This window comes from Streptomyces sp. NPDC057654 (assembly GCF_042800135.1).
GTDB lineage: Bacteria > Actinomycetota > Actinomycetes > Streptomycetales > Streptomycetaceae > Streptomyces.
The window spans coordinates 1-3499 of the sequence record NZ_JBHVHQ010000884.1 but is presented as its reverse complement, the minus strand read 5'-3'; the positions used below and the strand labels follow the sequence as shown (position 1 = coordinate 3499).

General features: G+C 73.4%; 1 pseudogene. It reads left to right on the top strand.

From position 1 onward, the window contains the following. Positions 1-3499: pseudogene (locus ACFU99_RS37685) on the top strand (hypothetical protein); the annotation flags it as partial.

Genomic DNA, 3499 nt, shown 5'->3' with positions numbered 1-3499 from the left:
GCTCAGGATGGCTGAGCGGAAACCCGAGTCGCCTCAGGAGCGCCCCCAGGAGCTTCCCCAGGAGCCGGTCGCCACCAGCGGCCGGGCCGCCTACGAGGCGCTCGCGAACGAGGCGCGGCAGAAGGCGGAGGCGCTGTCGGGCGCCGCCGGCGAGGCGCCCGCCGCAGAGGGGGCTTCCGCATCGGGCGACCGGCGGGGTTACCGGCCGCCGACAGTGGAGGATGCTCCGGAGGAGCCCGCGGGCCGGATGGAACGGCCCGTGTCCGACGGGCACACGTCCGACGAGGCGCGGGAGCACGAGGCGGCCGGGTCCGGGACGGGCGAGCCGGAGGCCGCACCCGTCGCCGCCCAGACGCACGCCGACGAGACCGCGTCGGACTTCGGGGGGCAACAGGAACAGGGGCAGGAGCAGGGGCAGGGGCAGGAGCGAGGACAGGAACAGGGACAGGGGCAGGCACAGGGCCCCTCGCCAGTCCAGACCGAGACCGCGGTCGCGCTGGACGACATGCGTACGTCCGCCGCCCGGCGGGACGAGGCATACCGCAGATTCGATGCGTTCCTGGGAACCCGCCCCGACCTCGCCGGCCTGACCGGTCCGGCGGACAAGGTCCGCGAGTGGTTCGCCGACGCTTCGATGGGTCAGGGGCAGAACACCGGCCTCGACGAGCTGACCGGGCAGATCGGCGACCAGGTCGAGGCAGCGCAGCAGGAACGGTTCGCCCATGAGCTGGCCCAGAAGGCTTTCGAGGAGTACGTCGAACCGGTGACGTGGTCGGGGCCTTCCTTCCGCGGACAGTGGTTCTCGGAGAGCCCTCGGGCCCAGGAACTTGAGGACGAGTTCATGGCCGCCGCGGTGCCACGGGTCGCCGAGGCCGGGACGCGGCAGGAAGCGGGGAACGACGGTCGGCTGGACGCGGAGAACGGCCCGCTGGGCGAGGTCGTCACGGACTTCCGTACGCGCTTCGAGCAGGCGTACCAGGACTGGAGCGCCGACCACGCGGCGAAGTCGGCGTTCGAGTCGGCCACCCGGCTGTACGGCGACGACGGCGCCTCGAACATCGCCCTGGGCACCGTGCGGGGGGACTACCAGGCCATCAACTGGTACCGGCGCCAAGTGGGCCGGATGGAGCAGGATTTCGTCGAGGGCTGGAACGCGGCGGGTCAGGACACCGCCGAAGCGCGGCAGCCCGCCGCCGAGCAGACGGCCCACGACGACGCCCATGCCCATGCCCAGGCCCAGCCCCAGGCCCAGGCACCGGGCCGGGCCCACGACGGCGTCCAGGGACAGGAACGGGATGAGCAGGACCAGGCCGCGAACGATGCCGCGCAGCGGGTCCAGGGGGAGCGGGACCGTCTCGGCCAGGACCTCCGGCGCAACGCACTGGACCTTATGGCGCAGGCCCGCACCGGCGGTCACTTCGACCAGCGGCTGAAGCGGATCGCGGATTCCGCCTCTCCGGACGGCTGGCACCCGGAGGCGATCAGCTGGTACAAGAAGGAGCGCCAGGCTCTCCTTGAGGAGTTCACCGAGGGTTTGCGCGGGATGGGGCCGCGCGCCTGGGACGGGCTGTCCGCGGACTTCGAACAGCAACTTGCCGCCTTGCGGCAGGCCGGTCGCGACCGAGACCTCGCCTACCAGGACTTCGCCGCTCTCGCCGAGTCGACGGCGGCCGGGACGGTGGCGGAGCTGCCCGGGACGCATAAGTGGATGGCGGACCGGACCGACGAGCTGCGCGACGCCTACGTAGCGGCCCGGCAGGCGGAGAAGGCCGCGGAGCAGGCGGAGGCGTGGCGGAGCCAGGACACCACCGGACGGCGGCCCGAGCTCGTACCGGCCCCCTCGCACATCGGCGCCGACGACTGGCGGAACGCCGCGTGGCAGGACGAGCAGGTCCGGATCTACGGCACGTACGACGCCGAAATGGAGCAGGCGGCCAAGGACTTCGGCGATGAGCAGGCGTCCGCCGAGGCGATCGCCGCCCAGGACGGGGTGGTCGGGCAGACGGCGCCGCAGGAAGGCCCGTTCGCGCTCTCCGACGAGCAGCGGCTCGCCTTCAACGCCGCCTACCGCGCCTGGGCGGCAGGGCCCGAAGGGCAGCGGGTCCCCGAGGGCCTCCGGGACCAGGTACGCCGGCGCACTCTCGACGACCGTGCCCGGGAGGCGTTCACCGGGGCCGACGACGCCCAGGACGTGCCGGGGAGACTGGCCGACACGTTCACCCGTGAGGGGGTGCGGCAGATGGTCCTGGACCGCGCGCGCCAGACCGTCGACGCCGTCCTGGGCGATGCGCAGGAGGCTCTCGACAAGATCAGTGCCCCCGACAGGGGACAGCATCTGGCCGACGCGTTCCTCCGCGAGGGCGTGCGGCAGAAGGCGCTGGGCCGTGCGCGGGGCGGCGCCGACGACGCGCTGACCGCGTCCGGGCGCCACGGCGAGGGGCGGGACCCGGCCTTCGAGGCGGCGGCGGCTCATGTGCGGCCCCTGCTTGAAGAACGTCTCTCCAGCGCCGTGGAGCAGACACTGCCCGTCGGCCCCGGCCTCCGCGACAACCTGCGGGACACCCTGGACCTCGGCGCGCGGAAGTGGAGCCAGACGCTCGGGTGGGCGAAGCAGGCGCTGGCCGCGCGCGTCGCCTACGAGCAGGCGAGGGAGCACGTCGAGCAACGTCTGAGGGACATCGCGGAGCAGCCCCAGGAGCACCTCGACGCCCACGCTCATGCCCAGTTCGCCGCGTTCGAGGCCGAGGCGCGCGAGGGGGCGGCGGCCGGTCCCGGTGCGGTGGGACGTCCGCGGTTCGACGCGAGCGGCCTGCGCCTCGCCCCGGAGAGCTGGGACTCGCTGCGGGCCGAGGCGCGAAGCACGCTGGACGAGGCGTACCGCGGTGTGTTCGACGACATCTCCGTAGGCGACAGCGCCCGGACGCAGACCAGGCGCCTGGGCGCCTGGTACGAGCAGGCCGACACGGTGCTCGGCGGACTGCCGGAGCGCGTCGCCCATCAGGCGATCCGTGAGCACCTCGTGCACGACGCCATGGAGCGGTCCGGCGAGGCACTGGAATCCTGGCAGGAGCAGCACGGCGGGAACGCCGTGTCCTCCCCGCGCCTCGGCGATCTCACGGGCGCTTCCGTGACCCCCGGCGTCCGCGACAGCGTGCGTGCGGGCCTGACCCGTGACGCCCTCGGCCTGTACGGCGACCACTTCGAGGACGCCGAGTTCGGTACCGGCGGACGCGGCGGCCGGATGAGGGCCTTCCACGAGGCCCTGCGGGTGCTGACTGGGCAGGAGCAGCTGAGCGCGCGGATCCTCCGCGAGTCCACCTGGCAGGTGGCCAGGGAACAAGGCCAGCGCGTCTTCAGTGACGCGCTGGCCGGCTGGCAGGAGGCTCACCCGTCGCGCGTTCTCACCGCGGACGAGATCGCGCGGGCTCGCGAGGGGCACGAGGAGCGCGTACGGGCCGCCTTCGACTCCGTCATCGGGCAGGGGCTCTTTCCGCCGGGG